15 protein-coding genes are annotated in these 15777 nt (G+C 59.0%); 9 read left to right on the top strand and 6 right to left on the bottom strand.

What is annotated here, in order from left to right; translation table 11 throughout:
* Positions 1–618: a 4'-phosphopantetheinyl transferase superfamily protein gene (locus FHT73_RS12915; protein ID WP_183712112.1), complete on the top strand. Its 618-nt coding sequence runs from the start codon at positions 1–3 to the stop codon at positions 616–618.
* An 82-nt stretch (positions 619–700) separates the two neighbouring features.
* Here FHT73_RS12915 and FHT73_RS12910 read toward each other — a convergent pair whose 3' ends face one another.
* The gene (locus tag FHT73_RS12910; RefSeq protein WP_112610015.1) at positions 701–1648 is read right to left on the bottom strand and encodes a bile acid:sodium symporter family protein; all 948 of its coding nucleotides are present in this window, start codon (positions 1646–1648) and stop codon (positions 701–703) included.
* A gap of 159 nt (positions 1649–1807) precedes the next feature.
* Here FHT73_RS12910 and FHT73_RS12905 point away from each other — a divergent pair, with 159 nt between their 5' ends.
* Positions 1808–2506 (top strand): isoprenylcysteine carboxylmethyltransferase family protein, encoded by a 699-nt coding sequence (locus FHT73_RS12905; protein WP_183712109.1) that lies wholly within the window; start codon positions 1808–1810, stop codon positions 2504–2506.
* Positions 2507–2524: 18 nt separating this feature from the next.
* Here the strand turns inward: FHT73_RS12905 and FHT73_RS12900 are convergent, their stop codons facing one another.
* On the bottom strand, positions 2525–3022 hold the full coding sequence (locus FHT73_RS12900) for a cupin (RefSeq protein WP_183712107.1): 498 nt from the start codon (positions 3020–3022) through the stop codon (positions 2525–2527).
* 133 nt (positions 3023–3155) lie between these two features.
* Here FHT73_RS12900 and FHT73_RS12895 point away from each other — a divergent pair, with 133 nt between their 5' ends.
* The 4 genes from FHT73_RS12895 to FHT73_RS12880 all read left to right on the top strand — a co-directional run bounded on the left by FHT73_RS12895 (position 3156) and on the right by FHT73_RS12880 (position 6558).
* A complete protein-coding gene (locus FHT73_RS12895; protein WP_183712105.1) occupies positions 3156–3716 on the top strand; it encodes a type 1 glutamine amidotransferase domain-containing protein in 561 nt (186 codons plus the stop codon).
* A gap of 190 nt (positions 3717–3906) precedes the next feature.
* On the top strand, positions 3907–4725 hold the full coding sequence (locus tag FHT73_RS12890; protein ID WP_183712103.1) for an ABC transporter ATP-binding protein: 819 nt from the start codon (positions 3907–3909) through the stop codon (positions 4723–4725).
* The gene (locus tag FHT73_RS12885) at positions 4722–5492 is read left to right on the top strand and encodes an ABC transporter permease (RefSeq protein ID WP_112338221.1); all 771 of its coding nucleotides are present in this window, start codon (positions 4722–4724) and stop codon (positions 5490–5492) included. The genes FHT73_RS12890 and FHT73_RS12885 overlap by 4 nt, the downstream gene beginning before the upstream one ends.
* Before the next feature lie 34 nt (positions 5493–5526).
* Positions 5527–6558, top strand: coding sequence for an ABC transporter substrate-binding protein (locus FHT73_RS12880; RefSeq protein WP_183712101.1), 1032 nt, complete (start codon positions 5527–5529; stop codon positions 6556–6558).
* A gap of 68 nt (positions 6559–6626) precedes the next feature.
* Here the strand turns inward: FHT73_RS12880 and FHT73_RS12875 are convergent, their stop codons facing one another.
* Positions 6627–7220, bottom strand: a complete 594-nt coding sequence (locus tag FHT73_RS12875; protein ID WP_183712099.1) for a TetR/AcrR family transcriptional regulator — start codon at positions 7218–7220, stop codon at positions 6627–6629.
* Positions 7221–7353: 133 nt separating this feature from the next.
* On the opposite strand from FHT73_RS12875, the gene FHT73_RS12870 reads away from it, so the two are divergent.
* Positions 7354–8577, top strand: coding sequence for an MFS transporter (locus tag FHT73_RS12870; RefSeq protein WP_183712097.1), 1224 nt, complete (start codon positions 7354–7356; stop codon positions 8575–8577).
* Positions 8578–8656: 79 nt separating this feature from the next.
* Here FHT73_RS12870 and FHT73_RS12865 read toward each other — a convergent pair whose 3' ends face one another.
* The 3 genes from FHT73_RS12865 to FHT73_RS12855 form a co-directional block, all read right to left on the bottom strand.
* The gene (locus tag FHT73_RS12865; RefSeq protein ID WP_246712107.1) at positions 8657–9298 is read right to left on the bottom strand and encodes a Pr6Pr family membrane protein; all 642 of its coding nucleotides are present in this window, start codon (positions 9296–9298) and stop codon (positions 8657–8659) included.
* A gap of 327 nt (positions 9299–9625) precedes the next feature.
* Positions 9626–11254, bottom strand: a complete 1629-nt coding sequence (locus tag FHT73_RS12860) for a thiamine pyrophosphate-binding protein (protein ID WP_183712093.1) — start codon at positions 11252–11254, stop codon at positions 9626–9628.
* 385 nt (positions 11255–11639) lie between these two features.
* Positions 11640–11936 carry a hypothetical protein gene (locus FHT73_RS12855; RefSeq protein ID WP_246712106.1) on the bottom strand — a complete coding sequence of 99 codons (297 nt, stop codon included), beginning with the start codon at positions 11934–11936 and terminating at the stop codon, positions 11640–11642.
* A 317-nt stretch (positions 11937–12253) separates the two neighbouring features.
* Here FHT73_RS12855 and FHT73_RS12850 point away from each other — a divergent pair, with 317 nt between their 5' ends.
* Both FHT73_RS12850 and FHT73_RS12845 read left to right on the top strand, forming a co-directional pair.
* Entirely contained in the window at positions 12254–13738 is a 1485-nt protein-coding gene (locus tag FHT73_RS12850; protein WP_183712091.1) for a nucleobase:cation symporter-2 family protein, read from the top strand.
* Between the two features lie 622 nt (positions 13739–14360).
* Positions 14361–15410, top strand: coding sequence for a porin (locus FHT73_RS12845; protein ID WP_112338213.1), 1050 nt, complete (start codon positions 14361–14363; stop codon positions 15408–15410).
* Positions 15411–15777 lie beyond the last annotated feature (367 nt).

The following is a 15777-nucleotide window of genomic DNA, read 5'->3' as shown; positions in this document are numbered from 1 at the left end:
ATGACGACCCCTCGATTCGAGGTCGTCCTGGCGGTCGCTGATGCGATCGCCATCCTCGTCCGCCCGATGCCCGGCGGACGAGCAGAGCGTGATCAGATCGCGCAAATGGCCTTGAGAGAAGCCACACAACGGGACGATCTTTCCATCTATCGCCGGCCCAGCGAGCGGCCGGCGCTAAGGCCTCCGTATCACGAGCTGGGCGTTTCGCTTTCGCATCGCACCGATGTGCTGCTGGCGGGCTATTCGCCTAAAAGCGCTGTCGGCGTGGATATAGAGGTTGAAGATATCAATGGTTTCGAACCGGTAGCCTTTGCCGCCGACCACTTCTCGCCAAAGGAAGCGGCCGCCGTGGCCACCCTCGATAGCGCAGCGGCGCTGGAGGTCTGTTACCGACTCTGGGTCGCCAAGGAGGCGGCCTTGAAGATCAGCGGCCGCGGTATTTTCGACGGGCTGGACGAACCTGATCTGTCGGCGCAGTTGAACCTCCTCCGCACCGATGGCGCAACGATCCATCTTGGCGCCGGGTCGCGGCTGCCGCCGATTGCGCTCGCAGTGACTCGATTTTCCAACGCTGCGGATCAATCTGTCTATTGTGCCCTTGCCAGGGATATGCGCTGAGCGACGATCCCTCGGTTGCGAGCATCTCGGCCGGAGAGGCCGCCGATGGAAACCGCTGCGCCTTCCCAACAGCGTATATATTTCAGGGACGCGGCGGTGCGTCTGCGTCTTCGCGCGAGGCAAACCAGTTTGCCAGCGTCGCGCCGGAAATATTGTGCCAGACGGAAAAGATCGCGCTGGGAACCGCGGCGATCGGCGAGAAATAGGCCGTCGCCAGCGCGGCACCCAGGCCTGAATTCTGCATGCCCACTTCGATAGCCAGCGCCTTGCGCTTGTAGAAATTGAGTCCGAGCACTTTCGATGCATAGTAGCCGAAGAGATAGCCAAGGCCGTTGTGCAGGATAACGACGGCGAAAATCAGCAGGCCGGACTGCACGATGGCCGCCTTCGACGCACCGACGACAGCCGCAACGATCAGTACGATGCCGATGACGCTGACAAGAGGCAGAACCGGTATTGCCGCACGAACCAGACCCGGCACGGCTTTCTGCGCGACAAAACCGAGCAGAAGCGGCAGGATGATGACCTGCACGATGCTAATGAACATCGACCAGGCATTGACGGGCAGATACTGGCTTGCGAACATCCACACGAGGAACGGCGTGACGATCGGCGCAGCCAGCGTCGTCACACTCGTGCATGCGACCGACAGCGCTACGTCGCCGCGCGCAAGATAGGTCATGACATTGCTCGAGGTGCCGCCCGGGCAGCAGCCGACCAGAATGACGCCGGCGGCCACTTCCGGCGGCATCGGAATGATCCGCGTCAGAAGCAGTGCCAGCGCCGGCATGATGCCGAAATGTGCAATGACGCCGATCGCGACCTCATGGGGACGACGCGCCAGCTCGCGAAAGTCATCAACGGATATGGTCAGTCCCATGCCGAACATGATGATGCCGAGAAGCACGACGATCCAAGGGGCAAGCTGCTTGAAGACGTCGGGCAGGAAAAAACCGAGGACGGCAAACAGGATGACCCATATGGAAAAGGTCTTGCCGACGAAGGCGGAAAAGGATGCCAGGAATTTCATAGAATCTCCGGGGGGAAGGAGCGCAATGACATTCGGCCGGTCTAAACCCGGCGCATCGGGTGTCAAGGCTTCGAACCGCTCGATCCGTCCACTTCCATCATCGATACGGTATGAATCCGTCGACGAGCACAGCAGGTTTGTCCTGCAAGGAGCCAATACATGACCGTTACCGAGCCCGAGCCGATGTCCCGCACGAAGGCCTTATGCTACGCGATCGGACTGCCGCTGGCGCTGCTCGTACTTATCTTTCTGCCCGCCGGTCGTCTCGACTGGCGGCCTGGATGGGTCTTCATCGCGTTCCTGGTGGTGAGCTATGGAATAGCGTTTCTGATCATGCGGCGCGTGAATCCGGTCATCTTCCAAGCGCGCAGCCGCTTCCAGGCCGGAACCAAAGGCTGGGATCTCATCCTGGTCTCGCTGATCTTCCTGGGCATGATCGCCGAAATACCGCTTGGAGCCCTGGATGCCGGCAGGATGGAATGGTCGGTGATGCCAACCTTCATCGTGATCCTCGGTTATCTCCTGCTCGCGGCAGGCATCGCGCTCGCGACATGGGCTCAGGCGGTCAATCGCTTCTTTGAGCCCGGCGTGCGCCTCCAGCGCGAACGCGGCCAGCACGTCATCAGCGACGGTCCCTACGCCTACGTGCGTCATCCCGGCTATGTCAGCGCGATCTTGGTATTTGCGGGACTGGCATTGGCACTGGGTTCCTGGTGGGCCTTGATCCCTGCCGCCTGGGCAAGCGCCGTGCTGATCCTGCGCACGAGTTGGGAAGATGCGCTGCTTCATAGCGAGTTGGAAGGCTATGCCGACTATTCCAAGCGCGTTCGATTCCGATTGCTGCCGGGTATCTGGTGACGCTCTGTTTCACCGGCGCTAGGTGTTGCCATGCCAAAGGGAGCGGAGGCCACCAGCCTCTCCTTTCAGCGGATCCCTTGCCGGTATGCCAAGTTCGTCGATCATCGCCTGCTGCTCGGCCGTTGGCATTTCCCGGCAGAGATCGGCCTCCTGACCTGGCGGATAACCGCCGATCACGAGCAGGTCGTTGCTCGCCTCCAGCCGGCAATGGCCGGTTCCGGCCGGCAGCAGCAGGGCATCGCCGGCTTGGACCGCGATTTCCTTACCGGCGGGTCCACCGATCATCAGCCGGGCCTGACCCGCGGCGATGCCCAATATTTCATGGGCCGTCGAATGAAAATGGTGAAAGGAATAGACGCCGTTTCGCCAGAGGCCACCCCACCCATTGGTATGAAATAGCCGTTCGAAAGCCCCTGCCCTGTCGGGGCCGTCAAGCACCTGCCGATAGACGATTACCGGAAATCGCCTATTGTTGGGAACCCAGCCGGACTGCTCGAATTGGATTGCCTGCTCCATCCGTTCTCTCCCTGTCGATTGCCATCATAACCGCCGGACCTCGCTGCGGTTCCTGCGGAAACTCGGGAACGATTGCCTGCCGCTGGGGTTTGGAAACGGGAAACCGATCAACGATACAGCGAAAGGATAGATCATGCCTTCCATCAATTCCGCACATATTCTCATTCTGGCGACGGACGGCTACGAACGTTCAGAGCTCCGCGTTCCGCTCGACGAACTCAGCAAGCGTGGCGCCGACGTCAAGATTGCCTCCGTTAAGAAGGACAGCATCAAGAGCTGGGACAAGACCGATTGGGGCGACAGCGTCGACGTCGATCTCCTGGCCAAGGATGTCGACGTGCACCAGTTCGACGCGCTGGTGCTGCCGGGCGGCCAGATCAATCCCGACAAGCTGCGCCTCGAAGGAGACGCCATGCGTGTCGTCCGCGAGTTCCTTAATTCCGGCAAGGTGGTCGCCGCCATATGCCACGCACCCTGGCTGCTCGTCGAGGCCGACGCATTGCGAGGACGCCAGGCAACCTCCTATTGGTCCATCAAGACGGATGTCAAAAATGCTGGTGCGACCTGGAAGGACGAAAAGGTCGTGACCGATGAAGGCATCATCACGTCCAGGTCGCCCGACGATCTTCCGGCCTTCGTCGACAAGATCGTCGAGGAAGTTCAGGAGGGCCGGCACCGGCGGCGAGCAGCCTGACCGCCCGATTCCAACGAAACTTGCGAAGCCCCGGCAGCAACTGTCGGGGCTTCGCATCTTTTCCTTGCAGCAGAGCGAGAGCAGAGCCAATCCGCATATTGACTGGCCGGGCATGCTTTGATCTGTTGGCCGAACATGACAATGCCTGATGTCCGCCGGAGGTAGACGGATATCTGGGAGGAAGCAGGGCATGACGATGGAGGCTGTGAGGGCGGTCAGCCTGAAGCAGGTGGCGATTTCCTTTGAAATAGCCGGCAGGACACGGTTCGATGCCGTGGCGGCGACCAATCTGGAGGTCGGAGCGCATGAGTTCGTGGCTATCGTCGGTCCGACGGGTTGCGGCAAATCCACCCTTCTCAATGCGACGGCGGGCCTTTTGACGCCGGCGTCAGGGGCGGTCGAAGTCTTCGGCCAGCCGCTGAAATCCATCAACAAACAGGCAGGCTATCTCTTCCAGCAGGACTCGCTGATGCCGTGGAAAACGGTTCTCGAGAATGTTGCGATCGGGCTTGAGATCGCGGGTGCGGATAGAGCCGAGGCAAGACGGGTTGCGCGGGATTGGCTGGGTCGCGTTGGCCTTGCCACATTCGCCGATCGTTTCCCGGGCATGCTCTCAGGCGGCCAGCGCAAGCGGGTCGGTCTCGCGCAGGTGCTCATCCGCAATCCCAAACTGCTCCTGATGGACGAACCCTTCGGCCCGCTCGATGCGCAGACCCGCCTGATCATGGGCGACCTGCTGCTGAAACTCTGGTCCGAGGACCGCAAGGCGGTGATGTTCGTCACCCACGATCTCGATGAGGCGATCGCCCTTGCCGACCGTGTCGTCATCATGTCGGCCGGTCCGAAATCCCGCATCATCGGCGATTTCAAGGTCCCTTTGGAGCGGCCCCGCGATATCGGCGAGATACGCCACGATCCCGTATTCAACCGGCTGCATCGTGATATCTGGCAGGCGCTGCGCGATGAGGTGATGACTGCCTATCGCCAGAGCAGCGGAGAGATCGCATGAACCGTTCTCTGCTTCTCCTGCTGCAAATCCTGGTGGCTGTGGCCCTTCTGACTATCTGGCATCTCGCAACGAATACCGGCCTTTTCGGCAACCCGAAAACCATATCCTTCTTCTTTGCCGATCCGCTCAAGGTGGCGCAGCGCGTCATTCAATGGTTTGCGACCGGATCGATCTGGTATCACCTCTGGATCACGCTATCGGAATCGATCCTTGCCTTCCTGCTCGGCGCCTTCGGCGGCATCGTCTTCGGCTTCTGGTTCGCCCGCCGGCCTCTAATTGCGGCTGTCTTCGACCCTTATGTGAAGGCGGCCAATGCACTGCCCCGCGTCGTGCTGGCTCCGATCTTCGCGCTGTGGTTCGGCCTCGGTATCTGGTCCAAGGTAGCGCTCGGCATCACCCTCGTTTTCTTCATCGTCTTTTTCAACGTCTATCAGGGTGTCAAGGAAGTCAGCCAGCCGGTGCTGTCCAACGCCCGGATGCTCGGTATGAACGAGCGGCAATTGCTGCGCCATGTCTATTTGCCATCCGCGCTTTCCTGGGTGTTTTCCAGCCTGCATACCTCGGTCGGCTTTGCCGTCGTCGGCGCCGTTGTCGGCGAATATCTGGGCTCGGCCGCCGGCCTCGGCTATCTCATCCAGCAGGCTGAAGGTGTCTTTGACGTGACAGGCGTCTTTGCGGGCATGGTGGTTCTGACCGCATTCGTCCTGCTGGTGGATTGGGTCATGACGATGGTCGAACGGCGCCTGCTCTCCTGGCGCGGCCAGTAGCGCATCGAGAATAGCGAAGTGGAGGAACAAGGACATGGAACGCAGGACATTTCTGATCGGAACGGCAGGCTTCGGTATCGGTGCATCGCTTGCCGGCATCCTGCCCGCCGCGGCACAGGATGCGAAACCGGAAAAGCCGGATCTGTTGATCGGCGTCGGCGGCAAGCCGCTGCTCTATTACCTGCCGCTGACGATCGCCGAGCGAAAAGGCTTCTTCAAGGAAGAAGGTCTCAATGTCACCATCAATGATTTCGCCGGCGGGTCGAAATCGCTCGAAGGCCTGATCGGCGGCTCCCTCGATGTCGTCGCCGGCGCCTATGAACATACGATCCGCATGCAGAACAAGGGGCAGGATATCGTCGCGATCTGCAATCTCGGCCGCTTCCCAGGCATCGTGATTGCCGTGCGTAAGGATCTCGCCGGCGAGATCAAGTCGATGGCGGACATGAAGGGCCGCAAGATCGGCGTGACCGCGCCAGGCTCCTCGACGGCGCTGATGTTCCAATATGCCATGCTGAAGAACGGGCTGAAGACTGACGATGCATCGCTGATCGGCGTCGGCGGCGGGGCCGGCGCGGTTGCCGCGGTCAAGAGCGGTCAGATCGACGGCCTTTCTCATCTCGATCCGGTTATCGCGCAATTGCAGTATGACGGCGACATCACGGTGCTTCTGGATACGCGCACCGAGGCCGGTACGCGTGCGCTTTTCGGTGGTCCGAACCCGGCCGCGACCGTCTACATCAAGCGCGAATTTGCCAAAGAGAATCCGATCACCGCGCAAAAGACGGTCAATGCCTTCATGAAGGCCCTGAAATGGATCGCGGCAGCAAGCCCCGAAGATGTCGCGGGCGTCGTTCCGGAGGAATATCTGCTCGGCAATCGCGACCTCTATATGCAGGCCTTCAAGAATTCCAAGGAAATGTATTCCCCGGACGGCATGGTCACGATGGAAGGCTATAATTCCATGATGGGCGTCCTGAAAACGCTCGATCCCGAACTCGCCAATGCCGACGTGCCCTTTGAGAAGACATTCGATCCGACCTTTGCCAAGGCCGCAAAGACCTGATCGCGCAATAGACGACAAGCGATAACCCGAGTGCCGCCGTCGTCCACGGCGTCACGTCGCTACGCAAATCAGCCCTTCTCGACCCGCAATCCTTCGAGAAAGGTGCGAAATGCGCCGACCGCCCGTTTCGAGGTCGTCTCTGGATCGTCCGAATTGGCGATCCATTGCGCCGCGCAGCTGCTTGCCGCATTGATCAGGCGAGCGCCCGCTTCCGGGTCAATATCGACGATGATACCGTCTTCGCGAAGACAGCGAAGGCTTTCTGTAATCGTGGCGATACAACCGTTGGCGCTCGGCCACCCTGAGGGTTCGCCGAGCACGGCCGGACCGTCACGAAACATGATGCGCTGAATTTCCGGCTCCAGCGCCATCTCGACGTAACCGACATTCTCGTCAACGAACGCCTGCCAGCGCGACGGTGCTTGAGATGAGATCTGACAGAGCCTTGCGGTCATTTCGGCATCGATCTCGTTGACCACGGCCTGCAACAGGCCCTTCTTGTCGCCAAAGTGGTGGTAAAGGGCCCCTCGCGTCAGCCCCGCCGTCGCTGTAAAATCATCCATCGATGCCTCGGCATAGCCGACGCTGCCGAATGCCTTACGGGCGGCGGTCAGCAGCTTGGCTCGCGTTTCGGCAATCATTTCACTGCGAGGTTTGCGCATTGCGTCTCCGTCGGCTCTCTGCATTCACTTGCATACGCTGCGTATATTAGTTGACATACGCGACGTATGCAATTATCCATTGACATACGCCGCGTATGCGTACGCAATCTCGTTCAATTCGGGGAATGTTCCGATGTCCAATCCATATAGAGAGATTTTCCGAGCGCCCGGAGCCAAGGGCTTTTCAGCCGCCGCCTTCTTCGCACGTCTTCCGCTTGCCATGGCGCCGATCGGCATGGTTGCCATGCTGTCGCAGACGCGTGGCGAATATTGGCTGGCCGGCGCGGTTTCGGCCACCTTCGCTCTGACAAATGCTTTCGTCTCGCCGCAGATATCGCGCCTCGTCGACCGGCTCGGTCAAAGTGCCGTTGTCGTGCCGAGCACCATCGTTTCGGTCCTCTCCTTCATCCTTCTGGTCGTCGCGGCAAATCAGGGCTGGCCCGCCTGGACGCTGTTCGCATCGGCCTTTTTCGCGGCTGTCATGCCGAGCATACCTGCCCTGGTGCGCGCGCGCTGGACGGAAATCTTTCGAGACCGGCCCGAGTTGAACACGGCCTTCGCATTCGAATCGGCAGCCGATGAGCTCGTCTACATCACCGGCGCATCCTTTTCCGTTGGACTTGCCGTTTCACTGTTCCCGGAAGCCGGGATAATCGCCAGCACCATCTTCCTCGCGCTCGGATCAGCAGCCTTCCTGATGCAGCGATCGACGGAGCCCAAGGTTCGTGCAATCGATGCCGAAGCGCCGCAGCACTCGGCGATCTGGCAGCGGCCGGTCCAGATCATCACGCTCGCGCTGATCTTCGTGGGAGCCACCTTCGCTACGGCGGAAGTCAGTGCCGTGGCCATCACCAAGCAGCTCGGCGAACCGAGTGCCGCAAGCATCGTCATTGGTGTTTATGCGCTCGGCTCCTTCATCGTCGGCCTCATCATTGGAGCGCTGAACCTCAAAATGCCGCTGCAACGTCAGCTGCTGGTGGCCGCCACCGTCCTTGCCATCACCTCCCTGCCACTTCTTGTAGCCAGCAGCTCGGTCGCACTGCTCGCCTTTGCCGTTTTCCTCAGCGGCGTCGCCATTTCACCGACCTTCATCACTGCCTTCGGATTGATCGAACGCCGCGTACCGGAGGCCATGCTGACGGAAGGAGTGACCTGGGTCATGACCGGCATCGGTATCGGCATGGCACTCGGCGCCTTCGTCTCCGGCTGGGTGGTGGATAGTTTCGGCCCCGCCAACGGCTTCTGGGTTTCAGTCGCGGCAACCATCGCAGCCGTCATCGTCATAGCGCTCGGCCAGGCAAGCCTTTCCGGCACCCGGGCGCCCAGCTCCGCCACCGCTACACAGCTGGCCGAATAAGGAGACAGGAGAGCCGCCTGCAGCGGCATATTGCTCCGTGACGAATGTGCCCCGGAACAACTTTGCCTATTCCCGCAACCTATGCGCGCCGAAAGACCCGTTGCCGGGTGCTGACCCAGTCGAGAAAAGTCAGCACCCCTCCCAGAACCAGAAAGGCTGCTGCCAGCAGCCCCATGTTCTGCAGGACGGCTTCAAGGCCGATATCGCGGACATCCAGGAACGGGTATGGGTAGAAGTGAGAGATATATCCATGCGCAAGCGTATAAGCGGAATAGGCTGCGGGAAAAGCCAGCCACCAGAGCATATCGCGCCAGCAAAGCCTGCCGCGTTCACTCAGAAAAATCCAATCCAGGGCATACAGCACCGGAACACAATAATGGAGTATCTGGTCTCCGAGCAGTTGCCAGCCGCGAGGGTGCCAAACGTCCCTTAGCATCAAAACATAAACGATACCCGCAATCCCGACGTAAATGAGAACGGCGCTTCGTATTGACGGCTTGCTCGCCCATCGGCCAATCGACGAGCGCGGCGCGATTTGCGCGCAAAGCAGTATCGCGGCGAGGAGAAGATTGGACTGAATGGTGAAATAGCTGAAAAAATTCAACGTCATGGTCAGCCGCGAAACATGCGCGCCGGGTATGATGGCGATATATGAGATCGCGATACCCGACAAAGCAAGCAGGGCAAGCAGATAGCGATAGAGGCGAATCAAGCCTGCCATGATCCCCCGCCCGCTGAATTGACGCCAGAGCGGAGGCTGAGGGAATTCAACATCGACTCGCTCGATTTCATCGAAATTCTATAGCTCATTGAGGACAAGGCGCGCCTTGAAACTTCCGCCAATCCGCCGCCCACCGTGGCAAGATCGACGGTATTGGAGGCATATACCGTCTCGCAGAAGACCATTCGATTGCGGCAAATCAAAAGCAAGCATCGAACGGCCGACGAAATCCTTCGGCCATGAGGTGACGACAGCTCTTGGCCAAGTCGATGTCGACATGTTGAGCCCTGAAAGCGGCTTTGCCTCTCGTGCCCTCGCAGGAGATCGTCAGATGCGCATGCGCGGCACGTCATTGGGATCGAGGCGCAGCTCGATCAGCACCGGGCGATTGCGATTCCGGATGGCGCCCAGGGCGCCTTCCAGCTCGTCGACCGAGCTGACCGCAATACCGTGGCCGCCAAGCGCGGTTGCGACCTCGGCAAACGAAGGCCAGTTAAACTGGGTGAGCCCCGGGTCCATCTTCCGATCGCGAAACTGGATATGTTCGGCACCATAGGCGGAATCATTGCAGACGATGACGATCAGATCCTGCCCAAGACGCACGGCCGTATTGAACTCGTTGACGCCGCTCATCATGAAACCGCCGTCTCCGGTGAAAAGCACCACCGGTCGATCCGGCGCGGCAACGCTTGCGCCGATCGCTTCCTGCAACCCAAGACCGATCGAGCCGAAATTTGCCGTCACCACGAAGCTCCTCGGGTCGCAGACGGAAATTCGGCACCAGACCTCGGTCATGAAACGCCCGCCGTCTGTGACAAGCACCCTGTTCTTCGGCAGAGCTTTTTCCAGCTCTTCGAGCGCCCAGATGTAATTCACATATCCCGTATTCGTCGTGCCGCGCTGATCGGACGGGTGGGTGGTGAGCGAAGGGACATCCAGTTCGTGCGTGAAGCCGCTCGGCGGAATTTCCGCCTCGTCCAGCCAATGAACGAAATTGTCTGCCGTCAATCCTGCATCGGCTACCAGGGCTACATCCGGATGAATGTTCTTGCCGATGGCGCGCGCATCCCTATCGATCTGGACGATGCGCTTGCCCTTCAGTAGCTTGCTCCGGTCGGTGGTGAAATCATGCAACCCCGCTCCGAAACAGATCAGGCAATCCGTCCTGGCAATCAGGTCATAGGCTGCAGGCGTGCTGAGCGTGCCGAAAATGTCCATATTATAGGGATGACCGCCGAAGAGCCCCTTTGCTTTCAAGGTCGTCGCAAGCGGAGCCTCCAGCCGATCCGCCAGCCGGATCAGCTGATCGCGCGCACCACAAGCCCCGCCACCCGCGAGGATGAGCGGACGCTTTGCCGAAGCGATCATGCCGATGGCCCTGTCCAGCGCGTCACCCTCGGGCACATATGCGGGAGCATCGAAGACTTCGAAGACAGCCCGCTCGTGAGGCTGTTCGGACCACATGAAATCGGCCGGCATGTTCAAGACGATCGGACGCCGCTCGACCCGGGCACGGTAGAAAGCGCGAGCAACGTCCCGGGTTGCAGTTTCCGGTGAGCGCATCTGCTCGAAGCCGGCGCCGGTGGCCTTGACCACCTCGCGCTGATCGATGCTCTGCAGATGGTGCGGGTTGACGACCGGCGTGTCGCCCGCCAGGAGCACCATGGGGATGGAGCCGCGGACACCTTCAGTGAGCGCGGTGACGCAATTGGTCAAAGCCGGACCGTGAGTCACGCTCGCCACGCCCACCCTGCCCGCGACGTGAGCATAGGCAAGCGCCATCAGAACCGAACTACCCTCATGCGCTGCCGGCACGAAGCGGCCGCCGCATCCGCGCACATAATGGTCGATAATAAAGAGATTGGCATCTCCCATGAGACCGAACATCGTGCCGACATCGTGATCGCGAACCGCACGCGCAATCGACTGGTACACATAGATCACATTGTCGGTCATTTTTTGTATTTTCCCTCCCGCAGCCCGGCAGATCGTTGATGCTCAGAATATCAGCAAGGCCATGCAAGAGGTGCGCGATTTTGAGATTAAAATCTTCTTTCTGCGCACGATAATTACTTCTTTGTCAAATAGTATGCACGATATATGCGGCGATAGATATGATGTTTCAACACGCCCTTTTCAGGCTGATGATGCGGTGTCATCTCAACCTTTTTAAAGGGAAGTGGGCACCGAGATGGCACTATTGAGGTGCGGGCAAACCCGCGCGGGCTGGCCAAGAGCCCGAGGCATCCACACAACGGAACGGGCTCGTTGGCAACATTCATCATTGGCCTGGGAAGGCATCTGCCCTCTATCAGGCATGATAACGCTCGCCCGCAAATGTCTACCTGGCGTCGTCGAGCTTGTTGTAACCTGCCTGTATGATATCAATATCGCATGCGTGACCGATACCGGCCAATTTGTAGAGCACATCGCCGACGGCTATATCCACGCGCGGCTTACTCGTCGAATAGACTTTCTCAACCATCGGCTGGATAGCATCTTCGGTGCCACCGGCCGCAAAATAAAGCTCCAGAGCTCTGTGCAGAAACGCATCTCTGCGATCATTCAAATCCATCAGAGACTCATCGCTTACGGTCGATGCCAGCATCCTGACGGCCTTATTTTGGTATTCGCTCATACAATCCATCCAAATCTTCTGAATGATATTCGAATCGCAACTCTGCTATAGGCTCTGCACATACAGTCTTTCCCGAGACTGTATTGGTTCGGCAGATGCATAAGTCCTGCGACAATGCGTGCCGACATCAGTTTTCGCCCTATCTCAGTTGGACCAAGACCGGGCATTTTTAAACGGCCGCCGGCGGAGAGCGGTATCTGCCTACGAAACCGGGCGCGGCCTGCCGATAAGGTGTTTCGCATTTTTCTATAAAGTCTTGTGACGGCGCTCGCCGTAACGTGCAGCCCTCGTTTGGAGGAAACGAGAAACGCAAAGGTATGGAGGAGATTACCTTGGCAGCAGCAGAGGAAAATACCGCGCGCCTACCCCCCGAAGATGAAAAACTCAGCATCGGCGCCAACCTGGCCTATGGCCTTCAGCATGTTCTGACGATGTATGGCGGCATCGTCGCCGTTCCGTTGATCATCGGCCAGGCATCGGGCCTGACGCCGGCCGACGTCGGTCTGCTCGTGACCGCATCGCTGTTTGCCGGCGGTCTTGCGACCATCCTGCAGACAATCGGGATACCGTTTTTCGGCAGCCGCCTTCCCCTCGTACAGGGCGTATCCTTTTCCGGCGTCGCGACGATGATTGCCATTACCGGGCATGGTGGCATACAGGCCGTTCTCGGCGCGGTCATTGCAGCATCCTTCATCGGGCTCCTCATCACGCCGGTCTTTTCACGCGTCACCCGCTTCTTTCCGCCGATCGTCACCGGCATCGTCATCACGACCATTGGGTTGACGCTGATGCCGGTCGCAGCGGGCTGGGCCATGGGCGGCAATAGGAATGCACCGGATTTCGGCAGCCAGGCCAATGTCCTGCTCGCCGCCGCGACACTCATGATCGTGCTGCTGCTCAGCAAGCTGGGGAGTGCTGCCATATCAAGGCTCTCGATCCTGCTCGCCATCATCGTCGGCACGGGGATCGCCTATGCAGCCGGCATTGCCGACTTCTCGCGGGTGATGAACGGGCCGCTTGTCGCCCTGCCGCAGATCTTCCATTTTGGCTATCCCGTGTTTGATATGGCGGCGATCATCTCGATGTGCATCGTCATCATGGTGACACTGGTCGAAACCTCGGCGGATATTCTCGCTGTCGGCGAGATCGTCGGCACCAAGGTCGATGCGCGCCGGCTCGGCGACGGCTTGCGCGCCGATATGCTGTCCAGCATCCTCGCCCCGGTCGTCGGCTCCTTCACGCAGAGCGCCTTTGCCCAGAATGTCGGCCTTGTGGCCGTGACCGGCATCAAGAGCCGATTTGTCGTGGCGACCGGCGGCCTTTTTCTCGTCGCTCTCGGCTTGCTGCCGATCGTCGGCCGCATCGTCGCCGCCGTTCCGAGCTCCGTCCTCGGCGGGGCGGGGCTCGTCCTCTTCGGGACGGTCGCGGCAAGCGGTATCCGCACACTCGCCAAGGTCGACTATGAAAACAACATGAATCTCATCATCGTGGCGACCTCGATCGGCTTCGGCATGATCCCGATCGCGTCGCCTGGCTTCTACGAGCATTTTCCCGCATGGGTCATCACCATCTTCCACTCCGGTATCAGCTCGGCGGCATTGATGGCGATCATGCTGAACCTCCTGTTCAACCATCTGACGACCGGAAATTCGGATCAGCAATCGGTCTTCGTTGCGGGAACGGAACGTCTGATCCGCTATCAGGACATTGCCGGCCTGCATGACGGCGATTATTTCCTGAACGGTAAGCTTTACGACGCCAATGGCACGGAAGTTCCATTGGTCCCTGCGGAAGCCCATTAAACCACAGAGGGACCTGCTTCGGCGGCTTCAAAGCATTCTGCACGGCTGAGAACCTTGTAGGCCGGACGGTCCCACAATCGCGCCGGTCTCGCAATCCAGCCATTTGGCCGGGGGACATGGGCTGCTGAAGCATTGCCCGAGTTCGCAAGTGGCCTGCGGCCAAGTTCGGCTTCAGGCGCACTGCCGAGCGGCACTTTGCCTCTCCCCCGCAGATCTCCGATCCTTCTGCAACCCCTCTAACTGACTTGAGTGAGATCGCATCAGGATTCGCCCTGCAAGCACACCTCAGCAATTATTGTATAGTTTGTATTCTTTACTTATTACTTTTACAAAATTTCGATTAATAACATACATCTTGTACGTTTATTACGTATAGATTTCTAATATACTTCATTTACATACTAAGATCGTGTGATTTTATGGTGTATTTTTGCATCTTTGACGAATTTATGACGGTAATTACTTTATCACTTCGAATTATTCTATTTCGATGCGTCAAAAGCACCGCTAGCGTGCCGATACGAAAGTCTTTCGGGCTTTCGGTTAGAGGGAACGCCTAATCGATGAACGTGGTGGAAAACCTCCGGCTACGTTCCGATCCGGCAAATCGATTGGAGAAAAAATGAATATCAAGAGCCTTCTTCTCGGCTCCGCTGCTGCGCTTGCAGCAGTATCCGGCGCCCACGCGGCTGACGCAATCGTCGCTGCTGAGCCCGAGCCGCTGGAATACGTTCGCATCTGCGACGCATACGGTGCTGGCTACTTCTTCATCCCGGGCACGGAAACCTGCCTCAAGATCGGCGGTAAGGTTCGTACCGAAGGCAAGTGGTACGACGCCTACAGCCCAGACACTCACTTTGGCACTCTGTGGCACACGCGTGCTGAGTTGCAGCTGCAGACGGCAACCGACACCGAATACGGCCCGCTGAAGACCAACACCGAGCTGCGTTGGGACTGGAATGACGGCGGCGCTACGGCTACCAATCTGCTGCATGCCAGCATCAGCCTCGGCGGCTTCACCGTTGGTAAGGAAGACTCGCAGTTCAACGTCTTCACCGGCTACGCCGGCGACGTCATCAACGACGACGTGATCGCTGATGGCCCGTACGAATTGAACCAGATCACCTACAACTACGACGCCGGCAACGGCTTCACGGCTGTAATCTCGGTCGAAGACTCGAACTCCGGTAAGGGCGCAACTGGCGCAAACGGCGAAGACAGCACGAACCACTACATCCCTGACGTTGTTGCCGGTGCTGGTTACAAGGCTGGCGCATGGTCCTTCAAGGTCGTTGGCGGTTACGACTCGATCGTCGAAGAAGGCGCTATCAAGGCCCGTGTCGATGCCGACTTCGGCGTATTCGACGCCTTCTTGATGGGCGGCTGGAACACCGACGGCAAGAAGCTCAACAAGTATGCGCCTGGCGATTCGATTGGCCAGAGCTGGGGCGACTGGGCTGTCTGGGGCGGCGTTGGCGTACCGGTCAACGAAAAGCTGAAGTGGAACCTGCAGCTCGCCTACACCGACAACAAGACCTTCTCGGCAACCACGAACGTCAAGTGGAAGCCGGTCAAGAACCTGCTCATCGAGCCGGAAGTCACCTACACCAACTGGGACTCCATCAACAAGGACCAGTGGGCTGGCATCCTCCGCTTCGAGCGCAGCTTCTGATCTGATCTGAACTAGACCTCCGATCAGAGACGGAGGAAGACCTGGTTTCCCTCCGGGTCTTCTTCCACAATTCGTTAAAGCCGTACCGGCTGCCATATCCAATCCGCATGATACGCGCCTCCCCGCTATGCGAGAGGAAGCGCACGCGTTACCGACGCGAAACTTTTCGGCCTGGTGGCCTGCGCCTACTGCGATGAAGGCGCGCCAGGAACTAACATTGCTTTCGCTCGCCTCTCCGTTGTCGCACATTGCCCGTCGCGAGACCCAAGAAAGCTCCTCTGCTCCTCAAAATCCGAGGACGTTATCCCCGATGCACCTCGGCATGGCCAAGAAACGTTTCGCGCAGCATCTTCTACGGCATTCCAAG

The sequence above is a fragment of the Rhizobium sp. BK098 genome (assembly GCF_014193155.1).
In the GTDB taxonomy this organism is placed as follows: Bacteria; Pseudomonadota; Alphaproteobacteria; order Rhizobiales; family Rhizobiaceae; genus Rhizobium.
The sequence above is the reverse complement of the archived record's forward strand: the minus strand, read 5'-3'. Positions and strand labels throughout refer to the sequence as shown.